Here is a 993-nt window from a genome sequence, read left to right on the forward strand (position 1 = left end):
TTGAAAGAACTGAAGCGGCTTCAGAAAGAGAACGAGCGGTTGAGACGCGCGGTGTCTGATCTGACTCTGGACAAGCTGATCCTGACGGAAGCCGCAAAGGGAAACTTTTGAGCCCCGCTCGTCGTCGTGCCTGCATTGATCATGTCCGCAACCAGCTGAAGGTTTCCGAGAGACGCGCCTGCCGCGTGCTTGGGCAACACCGGTCCACGCAACGGCACATCCCCCAAGGTCGCGCAGACGAAGACCGGCTGGTGGCCGATATGATCGAGCTGACCCGTCAATACGGCCGATATGGCTATCGCAGGATCGCTGCGTTGCTGAGAGAGGCTGGATGGTCCGTCAGTGATGGGCGGGTTGAACGGCTTTGGCGGCGAGAGGGGCTGAAAGTGCCGATGAAACAACCGAAGAAAGGGAGGTTATGGCTTAATGACGGCTCATGCGTTCGGCTACGGCCAGAGTATCGCAATCATGTTTGGTCGTATGACTTCGTCCATTGTCGAACCGACGACGGCAAAGTCTTCCGGACGCTGAACATCCTTGATGAGTACAGTCGGGAATGTTTGGCAATCAGGGTCGAGCGGAAGTTGAACTCGACTGATGTAATCGACGTCCTGACGGATCTGTTCATACTTCGTGGCGCGCCCCGTTTCATACGTTCAGACAATGGGCCAGAATTTGTCGCCCAGGCTGTCCGAGACTGGATTGCTGCTGTCGGCGCCAAGACGGCTTACATCGAACCTGGCAGCCCATGGGAGAACGGATATTGTGAAAGCTTCAATGGCCGGTTCAGGGACGAGCTACTCAACGGCGAAATCTTCTACAACCTACGCGAAGCTCAAATTCTGATCGAGCAATGGAGGAAACACTACAACACAAAACGCCCCCACAGTGCACTGGGCTATCGCCCGCCAGCGCCGGAAACCATCATCCCGATGGATCACAGGCCGATGATGCACTAACAATCAAATTGGACCAGTCAGATGAGGCTGCTCA

Annotated in this window: 1 pseudogene; it reads left to right on the forward strand. The window is 55.6% G+C overall.

Annotated features, from left to right (window positions below):
• Positions 1-959 (forward strand): annotated as a pseudogene (locus ACR0AH_RS21100) (IS3 family transposase); the annotation flags it as partial.
• Positions 960-993: the final 34 nt, after the last annotated feature.

The sequence above is a fragment of the Ruegeria sp. AM5 genome, from assembly GCF_056540645.1.